Raw genomic sequence first — 25184 nt, forward strand, 5'->3', positions numbered from 1 at the left:
GGAGTAACCCATGGCCTCGGCAGCAGTAAGCCCCGAACGTCACGACACGGTCGCCCTGGCCTGGACCAAGGCGCCCATTCTCGATTGCCTGGCCCAGGCCCGGCAGGCGCTTGAGCGGTTTGCCGGCGACCCGACGGAGCTGGCCACGCTGGCGCTGTATGTGGATAACCTGCACCTGGTCCACGGTTGCCTGCGCATGCTTGAACTGCGCGGGGCGACGCGCCTGGCCGAAGAACTCGAGTTGCTCGGACGGGCCATGGCCGACGGCCAGATCAGCCCGCGCGGCGACTGCCTCGGCGCGATGTTCCGTGGCCTTGAACAGCTACCACCTTACCTAGAGCGCCTGCGCGGCGCCCGCCACGACCTGCCGCTGGTGATGCTGCCGTTGCTCAATCGCCTGCGTGAGTGCCGTGGTGTCGAGCCATTGGCCCAGGGCAGCCTGATGGGTGAAGCGGCGCAGCGCCTGGCCGGTGCTGCCGACCTGGCTGACCTGGACCTGTCGCTGGGCAACTGGCGCGAGCAACTACAGGCTGGCCAGGGCCGCGACGCCCTGCGTTCGGTGGTGGCGGCGCTGTGCGATGACCTGATGCGGATCAAGGACTGCCTCGATCAGTTTGTCCGAGGCGAGCAATCGCGCGAGCAACTGGACGCCCTGGTCGCGCCCTTGCGTCAGGTCGCAGACACCCTGGCAGTGTTGAATTTCCAGCAACCGCGGCGGGTCATCATCGATCAGGTGCTGGCGTTGCAGGCTCTGGCACAGGATCAGCAGAGCGTCGACGATGCGCTGTTGATGGACGTTGCCGGGGCCCTGCTGTACGTCGAGGCAACCCTCAATGGTATGGTCGGCCCGCTGGAAGAAAGCGGCCAGGGCAGCATGCCCGGCTCGGACATGGCGCACATCCGCCACGTGGTCCTCAGCGAAGCGGTGTCGGTGCTGCAACAGGCCAAGGACCTGATTGGCGACTGCCTCGAATCGGGCTGGCCACGTCAGCGCCTGCAAGCCTTGCCGGGGTTGTTGCAGCAAGTGCGCGGTGCATTGGCGATGCTCATGCTGCCTGCTGCCGCCGAGCTGTTTGCCGGTGCCGCAGGCTATGTGCAGGGCTGGCTGGCGCATCTGGAGGAAGAGCCACAGCTGGATGAACTGACCCACCTGGCCGATGCGTTGTGTGCCGGCGAATGCTATTTGCAGTGGCGCGTGGCTGATCCGCTGGCCGACGCCCAGCCGTTCATCGACATGGCCAGGTCCAGCCTGGCGGCGCTTGGCGTGAACTGTGGGCATGGCGCACTGGCCGATGAAGGCGAGGAAATCGACGCCGAGTTGCGCGAGGTATTCCTTGAAGAAGCCAACGAGCTGCTGCCCGAGATCGAACGCCACTGGCTGCGCTGGCGTGCCGACAACAGCCTGCGTGAGGCGCTGATCGAAGTGCGCCGGGCTTTGCACACGCTCAAGGGCAGCGGCCGCATGGTCCGCGCCGAAGCTCTGGCGGAGCTGGCCTGGGGCGCCGAGCGGCTGATCAACCGGGTGCTCGAAGGCCGGGTCGGCCTGGCCGGGCAAGGCCTGGTCGCCTTGCAGCAGGCTTTCGTGCGCCTGCCGGACCTGCTCGCCGACTTCGCCGTGGGCCATTTGCCGCCGCTGGCCGAGGTCGAGCATCTGGTCAGCCAGTTGCACGCGCTGGCCGTCAACGAAGCCCCTGTCGCGGCGGGGCTGGATGGGCTTGATCCGCAGTTGCTGGAGATCTTCCGTAACGAGGCGCAAGGCCATCTGGCCAGCCTCGAGGCGTTTCTGCTAGCTGCCGACAGCCATGGCACGCCGGTCAGCGACAGCTTGCAGCGCGCGCTGCACACGCTCAAGGGCAGCGCCGCCATGGCCGGGGTGATGCCGATCGCCGAGCTGGCCACGGCCTTCGATCGGCTCGCGCGGGAATACCGCAGCCATGAGTTGCGCCTGCAACAGACCGAACTCGACTGGCTGGAAGCCGCCCACGCGCTGTTCCATCTGGGCCTGGCGCAGCTGCACAGCACACCGCTGGCGCCCATCGCCGGCGCCGCCGAGTTGATCGAACAGGTTGGTCAGGGCGTCGATGCTCAGTTAGCGGCATTGCACGACGAATCCTCGGCCAATCGCCGTAGTCGGCGTGACCCGCAGCTGATCGCCAGCTTTCTGGCCGAGAGCATGGACATTCTGCTCGATGCCGAGTCGCTGCTGGCGCGCTGGCAGCAGCAACCGCAGCAGCGTCAGGAGCTGGAAACCCTGCTCGACGAACTGACCAATCTCAGCCACGGCGCGAACCTGGCCGACCTCTGGCAAGTGGACGAGGTCTGTGAGGCGCTGCTCGATCTGTACGGTGCGGTGGAAGAGGGCAGCCTGGTCGCCGACACGCGCTTTTTCAACCAGGCCCGCCAGGCCCACGACGTGCTGATCGACATGCTCGACGAGATTGCCGCCGGGCAGGAAGTCAGCTCGCGCAGCGAGTGCGTCGACGGTTTGCGCGCACTGCTCGATCAAGCGCTGGCGCCCGATGGCACCGGCCTGATCGGCCGTGATGGGGTCACGCCGCTGCCTCCCCTCGAATATGCGCAAGTAGTGCAGCCAGCGCTGCTCGAAGCACCGCCCGAGCCAAGTCAGGCTCCGGCTACTGTAGAGCCTGTTGAACCCGCCGAAGCGGCGGACAGCCCAGGTGATCAGGAGCTACTCGAGGTGTTCCTCGAAGAAAGCTCGGACATCGTCGAAAGCTCTGCGGCAGCGCTGGCCCGCTGGCAGGCCGACCCGCGCAGCAGTGTCGAGGTCGAGACCCTGCTGCGCGACCTGCATACGCTCAAGGGCGGCGCGCGCATGGTCGAAATCGCCGCGATCGGCGACCTCGCCCATGAGCTGGAATTTCTCTACGAGCTGCTTGCCGCTGGCCGCCTGCCGCCGACCGCAGCGCTGTTTGCCCTGCTGCAGAACTGCCACGACCGCCTGGCGCACATGCTCGATGCGGTGCGCCTGGGCGAGCCGCTGCATGCGGCCACGGCGCTGATCGACTACATCCGCAACTTCAGCAGCGCGGCGTTGACCGACAGCGCCGCCGCGCCGGCCATCGCCAGCGAAGCGGCAGTGCCCGCTGAACCGGCAGCGGTTGCCCCGGAGCGGGCGCCGGGCGATATGGTCAAGGTCGATGCCGAGCTGCTCGATGATCTTGGCAACCTGGCCGGCGAGCACGCGCTGATCCGCGGCCGTATCGAGCAGCAGGTCAGCGACGCCCAGTTCGCCCTCAGCGAGATGGAAACCACCCTTGAGCGCATGCGTGATCAGTTGCTGCGCCTGGAGATAGAAACTCAGGCCAGCAGCGCCAGCCGTTATCAGGCTGAAAGCGACAGCTATGACGATTTCGATCCGCTGGAAATGGACCGCCATTCACAGTTGCAGCAACTGTCGCGGGCGCTGTTCGAATCCGCCTCGGACCTGCTCGACCTGAAGGAAACCCTGGCTCAGGGGGCGCAGGAAGCCCACGGCCTGCTGCAGCAGCAGGCGCGGGTCAACAGCCAGTTGCAGGAGGGCCTTACCGCTACCCTGATGGTGCCGTTCGAGCGCCTGGTGCCGCGTTTGCAACGTGTCGTGCGGCAGGTCTCCAGCGAACTCGGCAAGCAGGTCGAGTTGGTGGTCGGCAATGCCGAGAGCGAGCTTGACCGCAGCGTGCTGGAGCGCATGGTGGCGCCGCTTGAACACATGCTGCGCAACGCCGTCGACCATGGCCTGGAGTCGCGCGAGGCGCGCCTGGCTGCCGGTAAACCTGAGCAAGGTACGATCCATCTGAATCTGCTCCACGAAGGCGCCGACATCGTTATCGAGATGAGTGACGACGGTGCCGGGGTGCCGCTCGCGGCGGTGCGCGACAAAGCCATCAAGCGCGGCCTGCTCGATCCGCGCGCGCGCCTGAGCGACCACGAAATCCTCCAGTTCATCCTCCGCCCCGGTTTCTCGACGGCAGAAAAGATCACTCAGATTTCCGGCCGCGGGCTGGGCATGGATGTTGTTCATGAAGAGGTCAAGCAGCTCGGCGGCGCCATGAGCATCGCTTCCAGCCCCGGCAAGGGCGCGCGCTTCCAGATCCGCCTGCCATTCACGGTGTCGATCAACCGCGCCTTGATGGTCCACCTGGGTGATGAGCAATACGCCATTCCGCTCAACACCATCGAAGGCATCGTCCGCGTGCCGCCCAGCGAACTGGCTGCCTGCTACCAGCTGGATACGCCGAGCTACGTGTATGGCGGCCACGCCTACCAGCTGCGCTACCTGGGCGAGTTGCTGCAAAGCGGTGTTGCCCGGCCTGGCCTGCTTGGCCAGAGCGTGCCGCTGCCGGTGATCCTGGTGCATTCGCAGGAAGCGTCGTTCGCGATCCAGGTCGACAGCCTGTCACCCAGCCGCGAGATCGTGGTCAAGAGCCTCGGCCCGCAGTTTGCTGCAGTGCCGGGGCTGTCCGGGGCAACCTTGCTCGGTGACGGTCGGGTGGTGCTGATTCTCGATCTGCTCGGCCAGCTCCGCGGCCAGCAACGGCGCCTGGCCCGGCTGCCCAGTGGCGATGTGCATCAGCAGCGGCAGTTCGAGGCCGCGCCTCGGCAACGGTTGGTGATGGTGGTCGACGATTCGGTAACGGTGCGCAAGGTCACCAGCCGCTTGCTCGAGCGCCACGGCATGAGCGTGCTGACCGCCAAGGACGGCGTTGATGCCATGGCCCTGCTGGCAGAGCATCGGCCTGACGTACTGCTGCTGGACATCGAAATGCCCCGTATGGATGGCTTTGAAGTGGCCACGCGGATTCGTCAGGACCAGCGCCTGAAGGACCTGCCGATCATCATGATTACCTCGCGCAGCGGCCATAAGCACCGCGACCGAGCCATGGCCATCGGCGTCAACGAATACCTGGGCAAGCCGTATCAGGAGTCGCTGCTGCTGCAAAGCATTGCCCACTGGAGCCAAACCCATGCTTGAACATATCGCCGGCCAACGCAGCAGCCTGACCGGCCTGCTGCTGCCCCTGGGTGATCGGACCCTGGTTCTGCCGAATGTGGCTGTGGCAGAGTTGATCGGCCAGCGTGCGTTGTCTTGTCAGATCGGTGAGCCAAACTGGCACCTGGGCTGGCTCGACTGGCGCCAGCAACGCTTGCCGCTGATTGGTTTCGAGGCGGCCTGTGGCGGCCAGACGGTGTGCGGCGCGCGCGCGCGGATTGTCGTACTCAATGCGTTGGGTGATACCGGCCTGCGCTACCTGGCGTTGCTGCTGCAGGGCATCCCGCGGGCGTGCAAGCTGGACAGCCAGCTCAATTATGTCGACGTGCCGTTGAACGCGCTGGAGCTGGCGGCGGTCCAGGTAGGCGAGCAAGTAGCGCGGGTGCCGGACCTGGTCGCGCTGGAGCGGATGGTGCGCGAGGCGGCGCTGCGCTGAAACCCGGAACTAGCGAGGAGGTCTTTGACTGCATGTATTACGGTGAACGCTTCAATGCCTGGACGCACCTGGTCGGTGCCATCTTGGCTTTCATCGGTGCCAGCTGGCTGATCATCACCGCCGGCCTGCAAGGCGACCCATGGAAGATCATCAGCTTCTCGATCTACGGCGGCACCCTGGTGCTGCTATACAGCACCTCGACCCTGTACCACAGCACCCGCGGCCAGGCCAAAGTGATCATGCGCAAGCTCGATCACCTGTCGATCTACCTGCTGATTGCCGGCAGCTACACCCCGTTCTGCCTGATCAGCCTGCGCGGCCCGTGGGGCTGGAGCCTGTTCGGGGTGGTCTGGGGGTTGGCGGTGATCGGCATGCTGCAAGAGATCAAGCCGCGCTCGGAAGCGCGGATTCTGTCGATCATCATCTATGCGCTGATGGGCTGGATCGTGCTGGTAGCGGTCAAGCCGCTGCTGCAGACTTTGGGCACTGCCGGTTTTGCCTGGCTGGCGGCCGGTGGTGCGTGCTACACCATCGGCATCATCTTCTTCGCCTATGACAGCCGCTTTCGCCACTGGCACGGCATCTGGCACCTGTTCGTGATTGCCGGCAGCCTGCTGCACTTCATCGCCATCAGCTTCTACGTGCGCTGAGCAGCAGTTAAAAATCGCCCCACAGCTGCTGCGCTACTGCGAGCGCCACTACCGGCGCGGTTTCGGTACGCAGCACGCGTGGGCCGAGGCGCGCGGCATGGTAGCTGGCGGCCTTGGCCTGCTCGACCTCGGCGTCGGTCAAACCGCCTTCAGGGCCGATCAGAAACGCCAGCCGCTCAGGCCGCTGGTGACTGGTCAGCGGCTCGGCGACCGGGTGCAGCACCAGCTTCAGGTCAGCCTCGGTTGCCTTCAGCCATTCGGCCAGGGTCAATGGCGGATTGATCAGCGGCAGGGTCGAGCGGCCGCATTGTTCGCAGGCGCTGATCGCCACCTGGCGCCAGTGCGCCAGACGCTTGTCGGCGCGTTCGTCCTTGAGCCGCACTTCGCAACGTTCGCTGACGATCGGGGTGATCTGGTTGACGCCCAGTTCGGTGGCTTTCTGGATGGCCCAGTCCATCCGCTCGCCGCGCGACAGGCCTTGGCCGAGGTGCACGTGCAGGCTTGAGTCGGCCTGGCCGGGCAGAGCCTGGTCGAGGCTGACGCGCACGCTCTTCTTGCCCACTTCAAGCAGCTGGCCGAGGTACTCCTGGCCGCTGCCATCGAACAGCTGCACGGCATCGCCGGCGGCCATGCGCAGCACGCGGCCGATGTAATGGGCCTGGGCTTCGGGGAGGTCGTGTTCGCCGATGGACAGCGGGGCGTCGATAAAGAAGCGGGACAGTCTCATGGTTCTGCTCTGGAATTAGGGAAGACACATACACCTCGGCGGCGGGAGAGCCCGCCGCCGAGGCCTGCTGCACGGGCTGTGCTCAGCCCGGATCGCGAAAGTCGGGGTGGAAATTCTGCGGCACGGCCACGCTGATGCTGTCGCGGGTGGCGATATCGATGCCCTCGGTGGCCACCTCGGCAAGGAAGTCGATCTGCTCGGGGGTGATCACATACGGCGGCAGGAAGTACACCACGCTGCCCAGCGGGCGCAGCAGGGCGCCGCGGGTCAGGGCATGTTCGAATACCTTGAGTCCGCGCCGTTGCTGCCATGGGTAAGCGGTTTTGCTGGCTTTGTCCTCGACCATTTCGATGGCCAGGGCCATGCCGGTCTGGCGCACTTCGGCCACATGCGGGTGATCGACCAGGTGTGCAGTAGCGCTGGCCATCCGCGCTGACAGGGCCTTGTTGGCCTCGATTACGTTGTCCTGCTCGAAGATATCCAGGGTTGCCAACGCGGCAGCGCAGGCCAGCGGGTTGCCGGTGTAGCTGTGCGAGTGGAGGAATGCGCGCAGGGTCGGATAGTCGTCGTAGAAAGCCTGATAGACATCATCGGTGGTCAGGCAGGCCGCCAGCGGCAGGTAACCGCCGGTGAGGGCCTTGGACAGGCAGAGGAAGTCCGGGCGGATGCCGGCCTGCTCGCAGGCGAACATCGTCCCGGTGCGGCCAAAGCCCACGGCAATCTCGTCGTGGATCAGGTGCACGCCATAACGGTCGCAGGCTTCGCGCAGCAGCTTGAGGTAAACCGGGTGGTACATGCGCATGCCGCCGGCGCCCTGGATCAGCGGCTCGACGATGACTGCCGCGACAGTGGCGTGATGCTCGGCGAGGGTCTGCTCCATGGCCAGGAACATCGTCCGCGAGTGCTCCTCCCAGCTGACCCCTTCAGGGCGCAGGTAGCAGTCCGGGCTGGGCACCTTGATGGTGTCGAGCAACAGCGTCTTGTAGGTCTCGGTGAACAGCGGTACATCGCCCACCGACATCGCTGCGATGGTTTCACCGTGGTAGCTGTTGGTCAGTGTGACGAAGCGCTTCTTGCTGCTCTGGCCCTTGTTCAGCCAGTAATGGAAGCTCATCTTCAGCGCGACTTCGATGCACGACGAGCCATTGTCGGCGTAGAACACTCGGTCCAGCCCGGCTGGAGTCATGGCTACCAGGCGCTCGGACAGCTCGATCACCGGCTGATGGCTGAAGCCAGCCAGGATCACGTGTTCGAGCTGGTCGACCTGGTCCTTGATGCGCTGGTTGATGCGCGGATTGGCATGGCCGAACACGTTGACCCACCACGAACTGACGGCGTCCAGGTAACGCTTGCCTTCGAAGTCCTCGAGCCACACGCCGTCGCCGCGCTTGATCGGGATCAGCGGCAGCTTTTCGTGGTCTTTCATCTGGGTGCAGGGGTGCCACAGGACCTTGAGGTCACGTTGCATCCACTGATCATTGAGGCCCATCGGCACTTCTCCTGGCGGCACGGCTTGGTTTGACCGCACAAGCCTAAGCAAAGGTGCCGGCCACCACAACCGTGATCAGGCTCAATGGCGCACAACGGGCTGCCAGCTCAGGGCCGGGATGTGCACGGTGCCGGCGTGGGTGGTGGAGATGGTCAGGGTGCGAAATGGCCCCAGCAGCAACTGGCGGGTGGGCGAACTGGCGTAGTGACCAGGCACGCTTTCGGTGCCGGCCAGGCCTGACAAGGTCAGCCAGAAAGTATTGGTGCTGTTGCATGGCTGAAAGTCCCGCTGCGGTCGTCGACGCCACTGTCCGACGAAAGCGGCGCTGCTGGCTACTGACAAAAATGCCAGTTGCGTAAGCGGCTTGGCATCGCCCTGCTGGCAGGGTGCCCACGGGTGACGTATTCTTAGCGCAATTTTCTCGGGACTTCTTTCCCGTTTTCATCGACCTGTTTTCAACCGGAGTTTGCCGACATGGCTGCTGCTTGGGTGCGCCTGTGCGCGTTGGTATTGATCGGATTTTCCAGCACCTCGGCGCTGGCGCAGGACAAGACACCCACGGCAATCGTCGTCGGTGGCGGCCTGGCCGGCTTGACGGCTGCCTACGAGCTGCAGAACAAAGGCTGGCAGGTCACGCTGCTGGAAGCCAAGGCGGGCATGGGCGGGCGCTCTGGCCTGGCCACCAGCGAATGGATCGGCAACGGCAAAGCCCAGCCGGTACTCAACCAGTACCTGGATCGCTTCAAGCTCGATACCTTGCCGGCCCCTGAGTTCGTGCGCACGCCGGGCTACCTGATCGATGGCGAATACTTCAGCGCAGCTGACCTGGCCGTCAAGCAGCCGGCAACTGCCGAAGCGCTCAAGCGCTACGAGAAAACCCTCGACGATCTGGCCCGCTCGATCGACGACCCGCTCAACCCGCAGGCCAACAGCACGCTATTCGCCCTCGACCAGATCAACGTCGCCAACTGGCTCGACCGTTTGCAACTGCCTGCCACTGCGCGGCAATTGATCAACCAGCAGATTCGCAGCCGTTATGACGAGCCTTCGCGCCTGTCGCTGCTCTATTTCGCCCAGCAGACCCGCGTCTATCGTGGCGTCAGCGACCGTGACCTGCGTGCTGCGCGGCTGCCTGGCGGTAGCCCGGTGCTGGCTCAGGCCTTCGTCAAACAGCTGAAAACCATCAAGACCAACGCACCGGTTACCGCGATCGTCCAGGACAAGGACGGCGTTACCGTCAAGGTCGGCGCTGTCGGCTATCGCGCCGACTACCTGGTGATGGCGGTGCCGCTGCGGGCACTGGCCAAGATCCAGATGACCCCAGGTTTGGACAACCAGCATATGGCTGCGATCAAAGGCACCAACTATGGCTGGCGTGACCAGATACTGCTCAAGTTCAAGCAGCCTGTGTGGGAAAGCCGGGCGCGGATGTCGGGTGAGATCTTCAGCAACACCGGCCTGGGCATGCTCTGGATCGAGCCGGCGCTGAAAGGTGGTGCCAACGTGGTAATCAACCTGTCGGGCGACAACGCCCGTCTGTTGCAGGCCTTTGGCGACAAGCAGATGGCTGACCAGGTGCTGATCCGCCTGCATGCGTTCTACCCGAAGGCGCGCGGCGCATTCACTGGCTATGAAGTGAAGCGCTACAGCGCGGATCCTGGTACTGGTGGTGCCTATCTGGCATATGGCCCGGGGCAGATCAGCAAATACTGGCGCCTGTGGGAGCGCCCTCTGCAGCGCATCAGCTTCGCTGGTGAGCATACCGACGCGCTCTACCCAGGCACGCTCGAAGGCGCCCTGCGCAGCGGCCAGCGTGCTGCCGGCCAGGTGCAGGACCTGCTGGCAGGCAAGTCGTTTGATCCGGTCAAGGCCGTGCCTGTGGCGGCAGCTGCCGCAACCGGCGCCGCAGCGGCCAAGGGCGGCTTCTTCTCCAATCTGTTTGGCGGCGGCGACAAGGCGGCCAAGGCGGACAACGCGCCAGCCAAGGACGAGCCGGCCAAGGCCAAGGACGCCGAGCCAGCCAAGCCTGGCTTCTTCTCGCGCCTGTTTGGTGGCGCAGAAGAGCCTGCAGCCAAGCCGGCACCTGTGGCCAAGGCTGCGGAAGTTGCACCAGTAGCACCGGCGCCTGAACCAGCGCCAGTGGTTGCGCCGGTACCGGAGCCTGCGGCCAAGCCTGCACCGGTCAAGCCTGCGGCAAGCAAGGCCGCACCAGCCAAGCATGCGCCTGCGCATAAGCCAGCTGCCAAATCGGATGCCGCGAAGAAGGCCGCAACCAAGCCTGCGCAAGCGAAAAAGGCGCCCGCCAAGGCCGAGCCGGTGAAGAAACCGGCGACCACCAGCCAAGGCTGATTGATCCAACACCCCCAAGGGCCGCATCGCGGCCCTTTCTCATTCTGCGAGCGTATCGGGCTGGTCTAGGGTTAATGTTTCCTTAATAACCGGTCGAGAGAATAAGCATCGATTAATTCGATCTACCAAAGCAGTTTTTTCCGCTTTTATTCGATACGTTTCGCGCTAGTCTGTACGCAGCTTCAAGGGAGAGCGCCGCCAACATGCAAGTACGCAATTCATCAACTCGCTACGGCCTGGTCAGCATGGTCATGCACTGGGGTGTAGCGCTGGCAGTCTTCGGGCTGTTTGCCCTGGGCCTGTGGATGGTCGATCTTGACTATTACGACCCGTGGCGCAAGGCCGGCCCGGATCTGCATAAAAGTATTGGCCTGGTGTTGCTGGCGGTAATGCTGCTGCGGGTGCTGTGGCGTTTCATCAGTCCACCGCCGGCAGTGCTGGCCAGCCATGACCGCTTCACCCGAGTTGCAGCCAAACTGGGCCACCTGGCTTTATATGCAGGGCTGTTTGCGGTAATGATCGCCGGGTACCTGATCTCTACCGCCGATGGCGCGGGGATCTCGGTGTTTGGCCTGTTCGATGTGCCGGCATTGCTCAGCAACCTGCCCGACCAGGCTGACACCGCTGGCGTGATCCATTTTTACCTGGCCTGGGGGCTGGTGATTTTCGCCGTCCTGCATGGCCTGGCAGCACTGAAACACCACTTTATCGACCGTGACGCGACCCTGACTCGTATGCTGGGCCGCAAAGCTTGACCCTCAACCTCAATTGCAAGGAATCGAAAGGATGTTGAAAAAGACTTTTGCCGCTCTGGCGCTCGGTACCGCTCTGTTCGCCGCTGGTCAGGCCATGGCTGCTGACTACAAGATCGACAAGGAAGGCCAGCACGCGTTCGTTGACTGGAAGATCAGCCATTTGGGCTACAGCTTCATCCACGGTACTTTCAAAGACTTCGACGGTAGCTTTACCTGGGATTCGGCCAAGCCTGAAGCCAGCAAGATCAACGTCGACCTGAAGACCGCCAGCCTGTGGTCGAACCATGCCGAACGTGACAAGCACATCGCGAGCAAGGACTTCCTGGACGTCAGCAAGTATCCAGAGGCCAAGTTCGTCTCCACCGCAGTCAAATCGACCGGTGACAAGACCGCTGATGTGACCGGCGACCTGACCCTGCACGGTGTGACCAAGCCGGTAACCTTCAAGGCTACCTTCAACGGTGAAGGCAAGGATCCATGGGGCGGCGAGCGCGCTGGCTTCAACGCCACCACTACCCTGAACCTGAACGACTTCGGCATCAAGGGCCCAGGCCCAACCTCGCAGACACTGGATCTGGATATCAGTGTTGAAGGCGTGAAGCAGAAGTAATCAGCCGCAAACGAAAAAGCCGCCCATCAGGGCGGCTTTTTCATGTCTGCAAAACCGTAATCAGCGATTACGGGTCAGCAGGGCCGGGCGCTCGCCACGCGGGCGGCTCGGCAAGTCTTCCAGCTGCTCAGGCGTTGGGTAACGCTCGAGCTTGGATTCCTTGCGGATGATCACTGGCTGGCTTTGCGATTCACGCGGGTTGCGTACTGCTGGCTCTTGACGAGCGCTGTCGTCACGGGCTGGGCGGTTACGGCCCGGGTTGCCGTCGCGACGGCCACCACCAGCGTTGCTGCCGTTGTTGCTGCGTGGGCGCTTGTCGCCAGCACCCTGACGGGGCTGGCCGCTGCCGCCGTTGTTGCTACGGCCTTTTGCTGGCGCACCGGCACCGCGAGTGCCGCTGCCTTGGGTTTGGCCGGCACCAGCTGCAGCGCCTGGGCGACGGTTGCGGCCTTGGTTCTTGCCATTCTGGTAAGGGCTGACGTAGTCGGCCTTGTTACCGAAGTTATCCACGTCGTCGTCGAGGAACGCTTCCGGGTCACGGTTGCCGTTGCCATTACCGTTGGCTGGCGCCGATGCTTCGCGGCGCTCGCCCTGTGGCTGGCGCGGCTTGTTCTCACGTGGCTTGCGCGGCTGCTGCTGGCGCTCACCTGCAGGCTTGTCGGCCGGCTTTTCAGCGGCGCTGCTCTGCTTGGCGCGGCCTTTGTCCTTGCCCTTGTCCTTGCGTCCGCCGTTGCTGTCTTTGCCGGCGTCGCTGCGCGGCTGGTTACGACCACCGCGGCCGTTGGCCTGCGGGCGCTCACGGACTTCAGGCTTCTCGACTTCGACGGTGCTGGCGTCAAAGCCCATCAGATCGCCGTCCTGGATCTTCTGGCGAGTGACGCGCTCGATGCTCTTGAGCAGTTTCTCTTCGTCCGGGGCAACCAGCGAGATGGCTTCACCTGAGCGACCGGCACGGCCAGTACGGCCGATGCGGTGCACGTAGTCTTCCTCGACATTCGGCAGCTCGAAGTTGACCACGTGCGGCAGCTGGTCGATGTCCAGGCCACGCGCGGCAATGTCGGTTGCGACGAGGATGCGCACTTCGTTGGCCTTGAAGTCGGCCAGGGCCTTGGTGCGTGCGTTCTGGCTCTTGTTGCCGTGGATCGCTGCAGCCGGCAGGCCGTGCTTCTCAAGGTACTCGGCCAGGCGGTTGGCGCCATGCTTGGTGCGGGTGAAGACCAGCACCTGTTCCCACGCACCGAGGGTGATCAAGTGCGCCAGCAGGGCACGCTTGTGGCTCGCCGGCAGGCGGTAGACGCGCTGTTCGATACGCTCGACCGTGGTGTTCGGCGGCGTGACTTCGATGCGCTCGGGGTTGTGCAGGAGCTTGTCGGCGAGGTCGGTGATGTCTTTGGAGAAGGTCGCCGAGAACAGCAGGTTCTGGCGCTTCGCCGGCAAACGGGCGAGGACCTTCTTGACGTCATGGATGAAGCCCATGTCGAGCATGCGGTCGGCTTCATCGAGGACCAGGATTTCGACGCGGGACAGGTCAACCTTGCCTTGGCCGGCGAGGTCGAGCAGGCGGCCAGGGCAGGCCACCAGTACGTCGACGCCTTTGGCCATGGCCTGAACCTGTGGGTTCATGCCGACACCGCCGAAGATGCAGGTGCTGACCAGGCTGAGGTCGCGTGCATACACTTTGAAGCTGTCGTGCACCTGAGCCGCCAGTTCGCGGGTCGGGGTCAGCACCAGTACCCGCGGTTGACGCGGGCCGTGGCGCTGGGATTTGTCTGGGTGGCCGCCCGGGAACAGACGCTCCAGGATCGGCAGGGCGAAACCGCCGGTTTTGCCAGTACCTGTCTGTGCGGCGACCATCAGGTCGCGACCTTGCAACACGGCGGGGATGGCCCGCTGTTGCACTGGGGTAGGCTCGGTGTAGCCCGCTGCTTCGATAGCGCGGACAAGTGCCTCGGAGAGACCGAGGGAAGCAAAGGACATGGGCAATCCTGTTCTGGTGGGGGCTAGGCCCTATAGGGTGATCTGCCTGGCGCGACGGGCATCTGAGGGATGCGATCGCGTCCGGTCCAGCTTGGTGTCCACTGCGCATCAGAGAAACATCGGGCCTGCGCTGTAGAGCGCGTTGGCGATGATCGAGATGCCTGGATGAAGACCGAGCGTCCGGGCGTGAGCCTGGCGGGAAGGCCCGAGTATAACAGAGCTAGCGAAGTGTGCTGCGTTCCTGCTGCTCAACGGCGCCAGGCAGCACTCCAAGGTCGTCTTCGAAGCGAGCGATCATCTGCACGTAGGCGGGTTCTTTCTTGAAACGGCGCAGTTCGTCGGCAAACGAGCGAGCCAGTTGTTCGCGCCCGGGCTTGCGCGCCAGACCCAGATACTGGTTTTGCCGATCGATCAGCAGCGGCAATTGTTCGATTTGCTGCTGCAGCCCCATCTGCCGGCGCAGATAGCGCCCGACGCGACTGTCGGTGACCAGCAGATCGATGCGGCCGAGCATCAGTTTGCCGAAATTGGCCTCGTGAGTGGGCGCCGGCTCACGTTTGAACAATGTCGACTGATTGAATGCCGCGCCATAGTCGTAGCCCGGCGAGGTGCCGAGGGTCAGCCCGGCGAGGTCCTCCAGTCGCTTGACGGCGCGGTGCTGGCCGTGTCTGCCGAGCAGAACGAACTCGACTGCGGACAGGGGTTCGTCCGGGAACACCATGAACACCTTGCGCGCATCGTTCTGGAAAATCCCCAGCACGCCATCGGCCTGGCCCTGCTCGACCATCGCCAGGCATCGCTTCCACGGCATGAACTCCCAGTCGACCTGCACACCGAGGCGCTTGAACACCTCGCTGGCAACCTCGTACTCGATACCCTGCGGCTGGCCGTTGTGTTCGTAGACATAAGGCGCCCAGTCATCGCTGACCACGCGCAGGCGTTCGGCCTGAGCCGAACAGCTCAGGCAGACAAGCAACAGGCAGAGTAGGCGGGGCAGAGGCGACATGGCGTGAGAGTACGCCGTCCATCGGGCGATGAACAGTGAACGGGGCTTGTACAAACGCTGATAGTTGTAAACACCTGGGTGCCGTTCACAAACGCCTGTAGGAGCGGCCTTGTGTCGCGAAAGGGCCGCGCAGCGGCCCCAGATTTTCAGCTTCGCCGCCAATATCGCCGGGCCAGCTACGCTGGCCTTTCCGACCGGTCCGGCGCCCCGGCAAGGCCGCTCCTACACAAAGCAGATCGCGTTAGCGTGGCAGCTTGAGGTTGTTCCAGATCGCCAGGCTCGGTTCGGCCTGGTTCAGGGTATAGAAGTGCAACCCAGGTGCGCCGCCTTGCAGCAGTTGCTCGCACATGTTGCTGATCACTTCTTCGCCAAAGGCCTGGATGCTCGCGCTGTCGTCGCCATAGGCTTCCAGTTGCTTGCGGATCCAGCGCGGCAGTTCAGCACCACAGGCGTCGGAGAAGCGCGCCAGCTTGCTGTAGTTGGTGATCGGCATGATGCCGGGCACTACCGGGATATCCACGCCCATTTTCTGCACGCGTTCGACGAAGTAGAAATAGCTGTCGGCGTTGAAGAAGTACTGGGTAATGGCGCTGTCGGCACCGGCCTTGACCTTGCGCACGAAGTTGCTCAGGTCGGCTTCGAAGTTCTGCGCCTGCGGGTGCATTTCGGGGTAAGCGGCAACTTCCAGGTGGAAGTGATCGCCGCTTTCCTGGCGGATGAACTCGACCAGGTCACTGGCGTAGCGCAGTTCGCCCGAGGCCATGCCCATGCCTGACGGCAAATCACCGCGCAGAGCGACGATCCGCTTGATGCCGGCAGCCCGGTATTCGCTGAGCAAGCCGCGCAGGTCGGCCTTGGAATCACCGACGCAGGACAGGTGCGGTGCGGCGGCGACTTTGACTTCATGTTCCAGCTGCAGCACGGTGTTAAGCGTGCGGTCGCGGGTCGAACCGCCAGCGCCGTAGGTGCAGGAGAAAAAATCAGGATTGTAGCCAGCCAGCTGGCGAGCAACGGCCATCAGCTTTTCGTGACCGGCTTCGGTCTTGGTCGGGAAAAACTCGAAACTGTAACGGCGTTCTTCGGACATCGTTCGTTCCTCATGCAGCCAACGCCAGTAGCGCGCCTTCAGCTGCAATCTGCAAGTAAAAGCCAGAGCGGTGAAGGCCGGTCTGGCTTGGCGTCATTCATTGCATGGACTGCCCGCAGCAAGCATGTCTGCCGCGGGCCACTCGCTTAGTAGCGGTAGGCGTCTGGCTTGAACGGGCCTTCGACGGTGACGCCGATGTATTCGGCCTGCTGCGAGGTCAGCTGGGTGACCACGCCGCCGAAGCCACGGACCATTTCCAGAGCGACTTCTTCGTCGAGTTTCTTCGGCAGCACTTCAACGGTCAGACGCTCGGCTTTCTTCTCGGCCGAGAGGTCAGCGAACTTCTGCCCGAACAGGAAGATCTGTGCCAGCACCTGGTTGGCGAACGAGCCGTCCATGATCCGGCTTGGGTGGCCAGTGGCGTTGCCCAGGTTGACCAGACGGCCTTCGGCCAGCAGGATCAGGTAGTCGTCGTTCTGCGGATCGAAGTCGCCAGCGCCGGTGCGGTGAATCTTGTGCACCTGCGGCTTGACCTCTTCCCATGCCCAGTTCTTGCGCATGAAAGCGGTGTCGATTTCGTTGTCGAAGTGGCCGATGTTGCACACTACAGCGCGCTTTTTCAGCGCCTTGAGCATGTTCGCATCGCAGACGTTGACGTTACCGGTGGTGGTCACGATCAGGTCGATCTTGCCCAGCAGAGCCTTGTCGATGCAGGCTTCGCTGCCGGTGTTGAGGCCGTCGATGAACGGCGAAACCAGCTCGAAGCCGTCCATGCAGGCTTGCATGGCGCAGATCGGGTCAACTTCGGAAACCTTGACGATCATGCCTTCCTGACGCAGCGACTGGGCCGAGCCCTTGCCGACGTCACCGTAGCCGATGACCAGCGCCTGCTTGCCCGACAGCAGGTGGTCGGTGCCGCGCTTGATAGCGTCGTTGAGGCTGTGACGGCAGCCGTACTTGTTGTCGTTCTTGCTCTTGGTGACCGAGTCGTTGACGTTGATCGCCGGGACTTTCAGCTCGCCCTTGGCCAGCATGTCGAGCAGACGGTGAACACCGGTGGTGGTCTCTTCGGTAACGCCGTGGACGCGATCGAGAACCTGTGGGTACTTGTCGTGCAGCAGCTGGGTCAGGTCGCCGCCGTCGTCGAGGATCATGTTGGCATCCCATGGCTGGCCATCCTTGAGGATGGTCTGCTCCAGGCACCACTCGTACTCTTGCTCGGTCTCGCCTTTCCAGGCGAATACCGGGATACCGGCAGCGGCGATGGACGCAGCGGCCTGGTCTTGCGTGGAGAAGATGTTGCAGGACGACCAGCGCACTTCGGCACCCAGGGCAACCAGGGTTTCGATCAGCACGGCAGTCTGAATGGTCATGTGGATGCAGCCGAGGATTTTCGCACCCTTGAGCGGTTGCTCTTCGAGGTACTTGCGGCGCAGGCCCATCAGTGCCGGCATTTCCGATTCGGCGATGATGGTTTCGCGACGGCCCCAGGCGGCCAGGGAGATGTCAGCGACCTTGAAATCGGTAAAACCAGCAGGCGTGTTTACAGCGCTCATGAAGAGCCTCCATTCGTAGTGTGCGAATGGGCGCCGTTGTGCGTTGAGCGTCCACTTGAGCGGACAACGCCCCATCCGAGCCTGACAGGTCGAACCTGCTGCAGCGCCCCTCGGACAGGTGGCGGGCATGGCACCGCGGCGGGTGGCCATGTTAAACGGCGCTGATTATAGCCGGGCAGGGCGATCAGGCCCAAGGTTTTCTGTCGATTAATCGCGACGATAGTCGATGACCAATGGAGCCCTGTGGCAGGCTCTGCCATCATGACTGCACGTTAGCCAAAGCTGGTAGGAGCAATGATGAACTTCCACACCCGCAAATGGGTAAAACCCGAAGACCTCAACCCCAATGGCACTCTGTTCGGCGGCAGCCTGCTGCGCTGGATCGACGAGGAAGCGGCGATCTACGCCATCGTCCAGCTGGGTAATCAGCGAGTGGTGACCAAGTACATCTCGGAGATCAACTTCGTCAGCGCCTCGCGCCAGGGCGACATCATCGAGCTGGGCATTACTGCCACCGAGTTTGGCCGCACCTCGATCACCCTCAAGTGCGAAGTGCGCAACAAGATCACCCGCAAGAGCATCCTCACCGTCGACAAGATGGTCTTCGTCAACCTGGGTGACGATGGCTTGCCGGCTGCGCATGGGCGCACCGAGATCAAGTACGTGCAGGATCAGTTTCCCGACTCTGCCGTAGAGTGATTTTTCGGGGCCGCAAAGCGGCCCCGACATTCTCAAGGCTGAACGCTAACCTTGCTCACCACACGACCAATGCTCAGACCCTGAATCAGGATCGACGACAGCACCACGATGTAGGTGATCGACAGCAGCAAATCACGCTCTTCACCCAGCGGCAACGACAACGCCAGCGCCACCGACACGCCCCCACGCAAACCACCCCAGGTCAGCACGCGAATGGTGCCCTGCGGCACGCTGCGCCAGCGCCGCAGCAGCAGAATTGCCGGCGCCACCGTGAGCAGGCGCGACATCAGCACGGCTAGGGCCAGCACCGAACCGGCGGCCAGGTGCATCCAGTTGAACGGCAGCAGCAACAGCTCCAGGCCGATCAGGGCAAACAACAAGGCATTGAGCATGTCATCGATCAGTTCCCAGAAACCGTCCATGTAGCGCCGGGTCATGTCGTTCATGGCCAGGTTGCGGCCCATGTTGCCGATGATCAGGCCGGCCACCACCATCGCGATCGGTGCCGAGACATGCAGCTCGTAGCACATTGCCGAGCCGCCGATGACCAGCGCCAGGGTCAGCATGACCTGGACCTGGTATTGGTCGATGCTCTTGATCATGCGATAGGTCGCATAGCCGATCAGGCCGCCGAAGGCGATCCCGCCGATGGCTTCGCGGGCGAACAGCAGGGCGGTCTCGGAGATACTTGGCGTCTCGCCCAGCTGGACGATGCCGAGCAGTACCGTGAACACCACCACCGCCGTGCCGTCGTTGAACAGCGACTCGCCAACGATGGTGGTCTTCAGCGGCTTGGAGGCGTTGGCCGTACGCAGCGCGCCGAGCACGGCAATCGGGTCGGTCGGCGAGATCAATGCGCCGAACAGCAGGCAGTAGATCAGGCTGACGTGCCAGCCGAACATGGCGAACACCCAGTGCGCGAGAAAACCGATGACCACGGTGGCGATAAGCACGCCGATGGTTGCCAGCAGGCCGATCGGCCAACGGTAGCTGCGCAGATCGCTGAGGTTGACGTGCAGGGCGCCGGCAAACAGCAGGAATGCCAGCATCCAGTGCATCAGCAGGTCATTGAAGTCGATCTGGTTCATCAAACCTTCGACGCGTTCTTCCAGGCCCGGAAAGCCGATCAGGCTCAGACCCTGCAGAATCAACGAGAACAGCAGCGCCGTGACCATGACACCGATGGCCGGCGGCAGGCCGATGAAGCGATAGTTGACATAGGTGAGGAGGGTGGTCAGGCAGATAAAAGCGGCAACAAGTTCAAGCATCCCGAATCCTGTAAAAAGTGGCTTCCAAGTCGGACCCGAATCGCTCGGGTCACGGGTTTGATGGTCCAGCAGGGGGTGTGGGACACACTCTATGACCAGAAATGTCCGAATCGTTCAAAATATGTACAAGGGCGCCCTGGCCCTGTCCGCTGCGTAACCCGCTATATTGTGCCGACCTCTGAGTCTGAGCCCTCCAAGGAAACCTCGCGTGCTGGCAACCGTTCTTGTTCTTGTCGCAGCCCTGTTGCATGCCATCTGGAACACCCTGGTCAAGTTCAGTGGCGAGCGGCTGCTGGTGATTGCCAGCATGGACTCGGTAGCGTTGCTGTTCGCTGTGGTGGCTGTGTGGTTCGTCGATTTCCCGCCTGGCGAAATCTGGCCCTGGCTGCTGGTTTCGGCGCTGGCCCAGCAGATCTACCGGGTCTTGCTGATCAAGGCCTATCGGGTCGGCGACCTTGGTCTGGTTTACCCACTGATGCGCGGTTTGTCACCGCTGGTGGTGCTGGGTCTTACTCTGGCGTTTGCCGGCGAGACCCTCAGCGGCCAGCAGATCATCGGCATCTTGCTGATCCCCTGTGGCATGGCCTGCCTGCTCTGGCAGGGCGGTGGCGGTGCGCGTTTGCCATGGTCGATGTTGCCGGTAGTGGGGCTGATCGGGATGTGTATCGGCTGCTACACCTGGTTCGACGGCCAGGGCGTGCGTGCGTGGGGCAAGCCCTGGGATTATCTGGTGTGGCTGACCTTGCTCAGTACCTGGCCGTTTCCGCTGCTGGCCGGCGTTGCCCGGCGTGCACCGTTCGTGCAGTTCTGGCGTAATCAATGGCGGCTGGGCCTGGCGGTCGGTGTTTGCGTGCTGGCCAGCTACGCTCTGGTGCTGTGGGCGATGCACCTGGGGTCGGTGGCCGAGGCGGCGGCGTTGCGCGAGATCAGCGTGATTCTGGTGGTGCTGCTGGGCATGCGCTACCTCAAAGAACCTTTCGGCGGGCCGAGGCTCTTAGCTTGCGGGCTGGTGCTGGCAGGTATGCTGGTGATGAAGCTCTGAATCCAACTCTTTTGAACAAGGAATTCTGTCCATGACCGTTGCCCTGTGGTGCATTTTGATCGCCATGATCCTGCCGCCGCTGTGTGCGTTGATCGCCAAACTCAGCAGCGGCCGTTTCGGCATGCAACACAACCATGACCCGCGGGCGTTTCTGGACACGCTGTCAGGTCTGCCACGCCGCGCCCATGCTGCCCAGCAGAACAGCTATGAAGCCTTCCCGGCCTTTGCGGCGGCGGTGCTGGTGGCGGATATCGTCGGCAACGCCGAACAAGTGACCCAGGATGTGTTGGGGGTGATGTACATCACCAGCCGGTTGCTGTTCATCATCTGCTACCTGGCCGATTGGGCGATATTGCGCTCGATAGTGTGGTTTGCCGGTTTGGCATTGATCGTGGCGTTTTTTGTAGTCTCGGTTTGACCGAACGACTTACGCCGACCGTGTAGGAGCGGCCTTGCCGGGGCGCCGGACCGGTCGGAAAGGCCAGCAGAGCTGGCCCGGCGATAAACGCGGCGAAGCATAAATCGTGGGGCCGCTGCGCAGCCCTTTCCGACCGGTCCGGCGCCCCGGCAAGGCCGCTCCTACAGGGGGAGGCGATGGTGTCAGGGGACTTTGGGTAGCTCAGGCAATGGCTGGCCTTTGGGCCAGAGCATCCAGATCTGCCCTTGCTGCTTCATGTTGCCGGCCAACTCACCGGCTTGCGGCCCGGTACCCCAGAACAGGTCAGCACGTACTTCGCCGGTGATCGCCCCGCCGGTATCCTGCGCGCCGACCGGGCGCACCACGGGTGAACCATCCGGGCGGGTGGTCGACAGCCACAGCAGGCTGCCCAGCGGGATCACCTTGCGGTCGATGGCGACGCTGTACCCTGCGGTCAGCGGCACGTTCAACGAACCGCGCGGGCCTTCGTTGCTGTCCGGCCGGGTGCTGAAGAACACGTAACTGGGGTTGCTCGCCAGCAACTCCGGTACCCGCTGCGGGTTGGCCTGGGCCCAGGCGTGAATCGCGCCCATGCTGACATCTTCTTTCTTCAACTGGCCTTGTTCGATCAGCCAGCGGCCGATCGGCCGATACGGGTGGCCGTTCTGGTCGGCATAACCCAGGCGTAACTGGCGCCCGTCTTCCAACTGAACCCTGCCAGAGCCCTGAATCTGCAGGAATTGCAGGTCCATCGGGTCCGTCAGCCAGGCCTGCACAGGTGCGTTGACGCCATCACGGTAGATGGTTTCCGAGGTGTCATAGGGCTTGAGCACGCGGCCTTCCAGGCGCCCGCGCAGGCGCTTGCCCTTGAGCTCAGGGTAAATACTCGCCAGATCGACCACGATCATGTCCTGCGGCACGCCGTACACCGGCACCTGGGCCGCTGCAGTGCGGGTCAGGCTGCCAGGGTAGACCGGCTCGTAATAACCGGTGATCAGCCCGGTGGCGTTGTTCTCGGCCGAGCGCAGGCCGTACACCTGCAGGTTCTGCTGGAGAAACGCGCGGGCCTGGGCGGCATCGTCAGGAATGCGCAGCGCCGCCTCGCAGGTCGCTGCCCAGACCGCATCGCGCTTGAGCTTCTCGCAGCCGACCCGCCACGCCTGAAAGCCCGCCAACAGATCAGCATCACTGACGCTGGGCAGATCTTTCCAGGTGGCGGGAGCATAGGTGGCAATGGCGTGCGGTTCAGGCTTGGTGCTGTCACCGCCGTTGCAGCCGGCCAGCAGGGCCAGGGCTGGCAGCGCCCAGGCGAGCTGGCGCAGAGCAGATTTCATGGTTGAATCCTTGAGCGGGTAGCGGCGTGGCTGCCCCTGTTTTCTGTAAGGGTATTGGTCTTTGTCGAGCAGGCGAGGATACTGTCGGCCCTCTTCCGATGCCAATGTGACCGTGATGTTCAAATGTTTCACCGTGCTGCTGGTAGCTAGCCTGGCCCTGCTGGGCTGCGACCGTGTCGATCCTAACTCACCGCTCGGGCAGCGCAAGGCGATCTTCAAGCAGATGCTCAACACCAGCGAAGACCTTGGCGGCATGCTGCGCGGACGCTTGCCGTTCGATGGCGACAAGTTCGCTGCCGGCGCCATCAAGCTCGATGGTCTGGCGCACGCCCCTTGGAAGCATTTTCCGCAGGCTCAGGATGGTGGCGACAGCAGTGCGCGGGCCGAGGTCTGGCAGCGCCAGGCGCGCTTCGAGGAGCTGGCCCGGCAACTGGAAGGCGTGACCGGTGAACTGGTTGCCGCGAGCAGCAACAAACCGCTGAACGCAGCGCAGTTGCAAGCGCCTACGGACAAGGTCGAAGCGGCCTGCAAGGCCTGCCACACCGAATTTCGTAACCACTAGGCCGCGCTGACGCCGGCAGCGCGCTCACGGTTCAGCGTGGCGTCGGAGTGGTTACTTTTCCAGATCGTCGAGCGCCTCCTGCAGCTCCTTTTTCGATTCGGCAAGCTTGTCTTTACGCTTGTTGATCTTCTCGGAGTCGCCGCGCTTCATGGCCTTGTCCAGATCCTTGGTGCGCTTGTTCACCTCGTGACGCGCATCCAGCACCTTCTGCTCGCGCTCTTTGCGCAGGCTGCTGTCGGTGCAGTTGGCAGTCACTTCGCTCAGGGCTTTTTCCAGACCAGCCTGCTGGTTGCTGTTGCCGTGGGCACGTGCCTGCTCGATCTGTTCGCTGATCGCTTGCTTCTTGGCGGCGCAACCTTTGAGCTCGGTCTGCTCGGCAGCCAGCGCGCCGTGGGCAGTGAGGCCAAGCAAGGCGGACAGGGCGAGGGTAGAGAACAGTTTCATCGGGGGCTCCATTCGGGTGCAGGGCAGCGAAAAGGGAAATGCTGCCCTGATCCGGCAAAATTAGAAACCCTTGATTTTGTGATGGCGTAACTGCGCGGCCAGTAATTGCACTGCGTCGTCATTGAAAAATGCCTGCAACTGCTCGGCACGGCCGTTGCCGATGCCGGGTTCCTGCAGCCATTCTCGTGCGGTTTTGCTCGCCAAGGTCTGCCAGTCAGGGCCTGGCTCAAGGCGGCGCGGCGCAGGCATACCCAGGCCGTGTAGCCAGCGCTGGAAGGGTTGCTGGCGCGCTTGGGTGAACACCTCGAGCAGCTGTTCGGCACGCGTTTCAGCGATGCCCGCAACACCCAGCAACTGCTCCCGGTCCAGATTCAGCCAATCGTCCAGCGTACTGACCAGGCCGCTGTCGACCAACTGAGTCCAGGTTGCCGCGCCCATCCCAGGCATGTTCAGGCCTTGCTTGCCGCCCAGCCAGTGCAGACGGGCGACAAACTGCTGGCGACAGGCGGGGCTGTCCTGCCAGCAACTGAGCGAATGGTAGCGGCCCGGTTCCGGGACCTGTACCGGCGCACGCCGGCTGCTGCGCTGCACCACGGACTCCAACCGCGGAATGGTCAAGCCGGCCAGGCTTATTGCCACCTGATCGCCTGCACGGATGTCCAGCGCTTGCCAGCGTGCCAGCGACCCGAGGCTGACCTGACTGACCTGGCGATCATCCAGCTGCAGCGGTTTCAGCTGTAACAGAGGCGTGATGCGCCCGGTGCGGCCAACCTTGAACTGCACCTCGCGCACTTCGGCCAGTGCCTGGCGCAGCGGATACTTCCAGGCTGCAATCCAGTACGGCGCATTGGCCTGCCAACGCTCTGCGGCGGGGCGCTGATCCTGGCGCAGGATCACTCCGTCAGTAGCGAACGGCAGGGCTGATCGATACCAGTGCTGGCGCCAGTGAGCGGCCTGCTCGAAGGTATCGATGGCGACGCTGTACTGCTGGCTGTCGCTGAAGCCTAGTGCAGTCAATGCACTGAGCCGTTCTGCCTGTGTAGCTGGGCCCTCGGGCCAATCCCAGACGAACAGGCCGATATCCGCGCCCAATTGCGCGCTGAGCTGCTTGCGCGCCATCAGGCCGGCGACACTCCCGCGGGCGCCGCGCCCACCGGCGGCTGCCTGCACGTGGTTGTCCAGGCGCAGGTACAGCTCGCCCTGCAGCGCCAGATCAAGGGCGCGTGGCAGTTCGCGCTGGATGCCCGAAAGGTACGGCAGGTGCCGGCTCCAGTCATGCCCATGGACGCCGTCACCGCGGCTCAGCAACTGCACCAACCGACCTCGTCGGTAAACCAGCGAGACCGCCACACCATCGACCTTGGGCTGAATCCACACGGCCTGTTTACCGCGCAGCCATTGTGCGGCGGCCTGCTCATCACGCAGCTTGGCGACGCCGGTATGAACAGTCGGGTGCGCCAGCGGGCCGCGCGCGCTGGCCAGCGGGTCGTCACTGGCATTGATGGCAAAGCACTGTTGCATGTCCAGCAGGCGCTGCCGGCTTTGGTCGTAGAGTTCATCATCGACCAGCGCGATACCTTGGCGATGGTAGTGGTCATCCCACGTTGCCAGTGACTGGCGCAACTGTTCGACCTCTTGTTGCGCCCGCTCGCCAGGCCAGGCGGGGCAAGCGGCGGCCTGAGCCCCCGAGAGGTACAACAGCGGCAGCAAACACAGTAGCAGTTTCAGCATCATGGCCAGCATCCTTGCCAGGCGATTCGGAACCCTCAGCCTAAGCGCGCAAGC

Annotated in this window: 21 protein-coding genes and 1 riboswitch; of the genes, 10 read left to right on the forward strand and 11 right to left on the reverse strand. The window is 63.3% G+C overall.

Annotated elements, in window-relative coordinates:
* Positions 1 to 10 precede the first annotated feature (10 nt).
* From K3F44_RS21780 to trhA, 3 genes are read left to right on the forward strand one after another with little or no spacing between them, the layout of a single operon-like run.
* Positions 11 to 4972 (forward strand): Hpt domain-containing protein, encoded by a 4962-nt coding sequence (locus K3F44_RS21780; RefSeq protein ID WP_220632945.1) that lies wholly within the window; start codon positions 11 to 13, stop codon positions 4970 to 4972.
* Positions 4965 to 5426 (forward strand): chemotaxis protein CheW, encoded by a 462-nt coding sequence (locus tag K3F44_RS21785; RefSeq protein ID WP_101315738.1) that lies wholly within the window; start codon positions 4965 to 4967, stop codon positions 5424 to 5426. Before K3F44_RS21780 ends, K3F44_RS21785 begins: the two co-directional genes overlap by 8 nt.
* Before the next feature lie 32 nt (positions 5427 to 5458).
* A complete protein-coding gene (trhA, locus tag K3F44_RS21790) occupies positions 5459 to 6076 on the forward strand; it encodes a PAQR family membrane homeostasis protein TrhA (protein WP_101315740.1) in 618 nt (205 codons plus the stop codon).
* Positions 6077 to 6083: 7 nt separating this feature from the next.
* Here trhA and K3F44_RS21795 read toward each other — a convergent pair whose 3' ends face one another.
* The 3 genes from K3F44_RS21795 to K3F44_RS21805 form a co-directional block, all read right to left on the reverse strand.
* Positions 6084 to 6803 (reverse strand): 16S rRNA (uracil(1498)-N(3))-methyltransferase, encoded by a 720-nt coding sequence (locus tag K3F44_RS21795; protein ID WP_101315742.1) that lies wholly within the window; start codon positions 6801 to 6803, stop codon positions 6084 to 6086.
* Positions 6804 to 6885: 82 nt separating this feature from the next.
* Complete coding sequence (locus tag K3F44_RS21800) at positions 6886 to 8292, reverse strand: adenosylmethionine--8-amino-7-oxononanoate transaminase (RefSeq protein ID WP_220632946.1); 1407 nt, start codon at positions 8290 to 8292, stop codon at positions 6886 to 6888.
* An 81-nt stretch (positions 8293 to 8373) separates the two neighbouring features.
* Complete coding sequence (locus tag K3F44_RS21805; protein ID WP_220632947.1) at positions 8374 to 8535, reverse strand: hypothetical protein; 162 nt, start codon at positions 8533 to 8535, stop codon at positions 8374 to 8376.
* A gap of 231 nt (positions 8536 to 8766) precedes the next feature.
* Here K3F44_RS21805 and K3F44_RS21810 point away from each other — a divergent pair, with 231 nt between their 5' ends.
* The 3 genes from K3F44_RS21810 to K3F44_RS21820 all read left to right on the forward strand — a co-directional run bounded on the left by K3F44_RS21810 (position 8767) and on the right by K3F44_RS21820 (position 12006).
* Positions 8767 to 10641, forward strand: coding sequence for a flavin monoamine oxidase family protein (locus tag K3F44_RS21810; protein ID WP_220632948.1), 1875 nt, complete (start codon positions 8767 to 8769; stop codon positions 10639 to 10641).
* Between the two features lie 203 nt (positions 10642 to 10844).
* Entirely contained in the window at positions 10845 to 11396 is a 552-nt protein-coding gene (locus K3F44_RS21815; protein WP_101315750.1) for a cytochrome b, read from the forward strand.
* Between the two features lie 31 nt (positions 11397 to 11427).
* Complete coding sequence (locus K3F44_RS21820) at positions 11428 to 12006, forward strand: YceI family protein (RefSeq protein WP_101315752.1); 579 nt, start codon at positions 11428 to 11430, stop codon at positions 12004 to 12006.
* A gap of 60 nt (positions 12007 to 12066) precedes the next feature.
* Here K3F44_RS21820 and K3F44_RS21825 read toward each other — a convergent pair whose 3' ends face one another.
* The 4 genes from K3F44_RS21825 to ahcY all read right to left on the reverse strand — a co-directional run bounded on the left by K3F44_RS21825 (position 12067) and on the right by ahcY (position 17632).
* Complete coding sequence (locus K3F44_RS21825; protein ID WP_220632949.1) at positions 12067 to 13983, reverse strand: DEAD/DEAH box helicase; 1917 nt, start codon at positions 13981 to 13983, stop codon at positions 12067 to 12069.
* A 220-nt stretch (positions 13984 to 14203) separates the two neighbouring features.
* Positions 14204 to 14989, reverse strand: a complete 786-nt coding sequence (locus tag K3F44_RS21830; protein ID WP_220632950.1) for an ABC transporter substrate-binding protein — start codon at positions 14987 to 14989, stop codon at positions 14204 to 14206.
* A 241-nt stretch (positions 14990 to 15230) separates the two neighbouring features.
* Positions 15231 to 16076 carry a methylenetetrahydrofolate reductase [NAD(P)H] gene (gene metF / locus K3F44_RS21835; RefSeq protein ID WP_220632951.1) on the reverse strand — a complete coding sequence of 282 codons (846 nt, stop codon included), beginning with the start codon at positions 16074 to 16076 and terminating at the stop codon, positions 15231 to 15233.
* A gap of 146 nt (positions 16077 to 16222) precedes the next feature.
* Positions 16223 to 17632, reverse strand: coding sequence for an adenosylhomocysteinase (gene ahcY / locus K3F44_RS21840; RefSeq protein WP_101315760.1), 1410 nt, complete (start codon positions 17630 to 17632; stop codon positions 16223 to 16225).
* 21 nt (positions 17633 to 17653) lie between these two features.
* Positions 17654 to 17750, reverse strand: a riboswitch (S-adenosyl-L-homocysteine riboswitch).
* A 179-nt stretch (positions 17751 to 17929) separates the two neighbouring features.
* On the opposite strand from ahcY, the gene K3F44_RS21845 reads away from it, so the two are divergent.
* On the forward strand, positions 17930 to 18331 hold the full coding sequence (locus tag K3F44_RS21845; protein WP_016489524.1) for an acyl-CoA thioesterase: 402 nt from the start codon (positions 17930 to 17932) through the stop codon (positions 18329 to 18331).
* 32 nt (positions 18332 to 18363) lie between these two features.
* Here K3F44_RS21845 and K3F44_RS21850 read toward each other — a convergent pair whose 3' ends face one another.
* Positions 18364 to 19599, reverse strand: a complete 1236-nt coding sequence (locus K3F44_RS21850; RefSeq protein WP_101315762.1) for a sodium:proton antiporter — start codon at positions 19597 to 19599, stop codon at positions 18364 to 18366.
* Positions 19600 to 19807: 208 nt separating this feature from the next.
* Between K3F44_RS21850 and K3F44_RS21855 the strand changes: the two genes are divergently transcribed.
* Both K3F44_RS21855 and K3F44_RS21860 read left to right on the forward strand, forming a co-directional pair.
* Positions 19808 to 20641, forward strand: coding sequence for a DMT family transporter (locus K3F44_RS21855; protein WP_101315764.1), 834 nt, complete (start codon positions 19808 to 19810; stop codon positions 20639 to 20641).
* 31 nt (positions 20642 to 20672) lie between these two features.
* Positions 20673 to 21059, forward strand: coding sequence for an MAPEG family protein (locus K3F44_RS21860; RefSeq protein ID WP_101315766.1), 387 nt, complete (start codon positions 20673 to 20675; stop codon positions 21057 to 21059).
* A 182-nt stretch (positions 21060 to 21241) separates the two neighbouring features.
* Here the strand turns inward: K3F44_RS21860 and K3F44_RS21865 are convergent, their stop codons facing one another.
* Positions 21242 to 22393 carry a murein transglycosylase A gene (locus tag K3F44_RS21865; RefSeq protein ID WP_101315768.1) on the reverse strand — a complete coding sequence of 384 codons (1152 nt, stop codon included), beginning with the start codon at positions 22391 to 22393 and terminating at the stop codon, positions 21242 to 21244.
* Between the two features lie 115 nt (positions 22394 to 22508).
* Here K3F44_RS21865 and K3F44_RS21870 point away from each other — a divergent pair, with 115 nt between their 5' ends.
* Positions 22509 to 22955, forward strand: a complete 447-nt coding sequence (locus K3F44_RS21870; RefSeq protein ID WP_220632952.1) for a cytochrome c — start codon at positions 22509 to 22511, stop codon at positions 22953 to 22955.
* A gap of 51 nt (positions 22956 to 23006) precedes the next feature.
* On the opposite strand, the gene K3F44_RS21875 is transcribed toward K3F44_RS21870, so the two are convergent.
* A complete protein-coding gene (locus K3F44_RS21875; RefSeq protein ID WP_101315772.1) occupies positions 23007 to 23399 on the reverse strand; it encodes a DUF1090 domain-containing protein in 393 nt (130 codons plus the stop codon).
* Positions 23400 to 23459: 60 nt separating this feature from the next.
* Positions 23460 to 25133 carry an NAD-dependent DNA ligase LigB gene (gene ligB, locus K3F44_RS21880; protein WP_220632953.1) on the reverse strand — a complete coding sequence of 558 codons (1674 nt, stop codon included), beginning with the start codon at positions 25131 to 25133 and terminating at the stop codon, positions 23460 to 23462.
* Between the last annotated feature and the right edge of the window lie 51 nt (positions 25134 to 25184).

The sequence above is a fragment of the Pseudomonas sp. S07E 245 genome (assembly GCF_019599025.1).
GTDB lineage: Bacteria > Pseudomonadota > Gammaproteobacteria > Pseudomonadales > Pseudomonadaceae > Aquipseudomonas > Aquipseudomonas shirazensis.

Excerpts from the sequence above, each read along its gene's own strand:
- K3F44_RS21780 (WP_220632945.1), top strand. The coding sequence starts at position 11 with ATGGCCTCGGCAGCAGTAAGCCCCGAACGTCACGACACGGTCGCCCTG.
- K3F44_RS21785 (WP_101315738.1), top strand. The coding sequence starts at position 4,965 with ATGCTTGAACATATCGCCGGCCAACGCAGCAGCCTGACCGGCCTGCTG.
- trhA (WP_101315740.1), top strand. The coding sequence starts at position 5,459 with ATGTATTACGGTGAACGCTTCAATGCCTGGACGCACCTGGTCGGTGCC.
- K3F44_RS21795 (WP_101315742.1), bottom strand. The coding sequence starts at position 6,803 with ATGAGACTGTCCCGCTTCTTTATCGACGCCCCGCTGTCCATCGGCGAA.
- K3F44_RS21800 (WP_220632946.1), bottom strand. The coding sequence starts at position 8,292 with ATGGGCCTCAATGATCAGTGGATGCAACGTGACCTCAAGGTCCTGTGG.
- K3F44_RS21810 (WP_220632948.1), top strand. The coding sequence starts at position 8,767 with ATGGCTGCTGCTTGGGTGCGCCTGTGCGCGTTGGTATTGATCGGATTT.
- K3F44_RS21815 (WP_101315750.1), top strand. The coding sequence starts at position 10,845 with ATGCAAGTACGCAATTCATCAACTCGCTACGGCCTGGTCAGCATGGTC.
- K3F44_RS21820 (WP_101315752.1), top strand. The coding sequence starts at position 11,428 with ATGTTGAAAAAGACTTTTGCCGCTCTGGCGCTCGGTACCGCTCTGTTC.
- K3F44_RS21825 (WP_220632949.1), bottom strand. The coding sequence starts at position 13,983 with ATGTCCTTTGCTTCCCTCGGTCTCTCCGAGGCACTTGTCCGCGCTATC.
- K3F44_RS21830 (WP_220632950.1), bottom strand. The coding sequence starts at position 14,989 with ATGTCGCCTCTGCCCCGCCTACTCTGCCTGTTGCTTGTCTGCCTGAGC.
- metF (WP_220632951.1), bottom strand. The coding sequence starts at position 16,076 with ATGTCCGAAGAACGCCGTTACAGTTTCGAGTTTTTCCCGACCAAGACC.
- ahcY (WP_101315760.1), bottom strand. The coding sequence starts at position 17,632 with ATGAGCGCTGTAAACACGCCTGCTGGTTTTACCGATTTCAAGGTCGCT.
- K3F44_RS21845 (WP_016489524.1), top strand. The coding sequence starts at position 17,930 with ATGAACTTCCACACCCGCAAATGGGTAAAACCCGAAGACCTCAACCCC.
- K3F44_RS21850 (WP_101315762.1), bottom strand. The coding sequence starts at position 19,599 with ATGCTTGAACTTGTTGCCGCTTTTATCTGCCTGACCACCCTCCTCACC.
- K3F44_RS21860 (WP_101315766.1), top strand. The coding sequence starts at position 20,673 with ATGACCGTTGCCCTGTGGTGCATTTTGATCGCCATGATCCTGCCGCCG.
- K3F44_RS21865 (WP_101315768.1), bottom strand. The coding sequence starts at position 22,393 with ATGAAATCTGCTCTGCGCCAGCTCGCCTGGGCGCTGCCAGCCCTGGCC.
- K3F44_RS21870 (WP_220632952.1), top strand. The coding sequence starts at position 22,509 with ATGTTCAAATGTTTCACCGTGCTGCTGGTAGCTAGCCTGGCCCTGCTG.
- K3F44_RS21875 (WP_101315772.1), bottom strand. The coding sequence starts at position 23,399 with ATGAAACTGTTCTCTACCCTCGCCCTGTCCGCCTTGCTTGGCCTCACT.
- ligB (WP_220632953.1), bottom strand. The coding sequence starts at position 25,133 with ATGATGCTGAAACTGCTACTGTGTTTGCTGCCGCTGTTGTACCTCTCG.